This is a genomic window from Paenibacillus sp. LS-5, assembly GCF_056121505.1.
Map to the genome: position 1 here is coordinate 1 of NZ_JBWAVA010000147.1, position 229 is coordinate 229.

General features: G+C 61.1%; 1 pseudogene. It reads left to right on the forward strand.

Going from position 1 to position 229, the window contains the following annotated elements:
* Positions 1-42: 42 nt before the first annotated feature.
* A pseudogene (locus AC0MA3_RS26820) lies at positions 43-229 on the forward strand (hypothetical protein); the annotation flags it as partial.

The window sequence follows — 229 nt, forward strand, 5'->3', positions numbered from 1 at the left end:
GTCAGTATACTGTCAATCAACAAGACTAGCGGGAGCGCGCCCATGGAAGCCGTGAAGACGCCGGAACGCGAGGCGTTCTACAGGAAGATCGACGGCGAGAATCTCACCGCGCTCTGGACGGTGATGAGCGACCTCATCACGCCGGAACCACGAAGCGCCTGCCGTCCGCACCTGTGGAAATTCGACATCATCCGCGACTACATGACGGAGGCCGGCCGGCTGATCACCG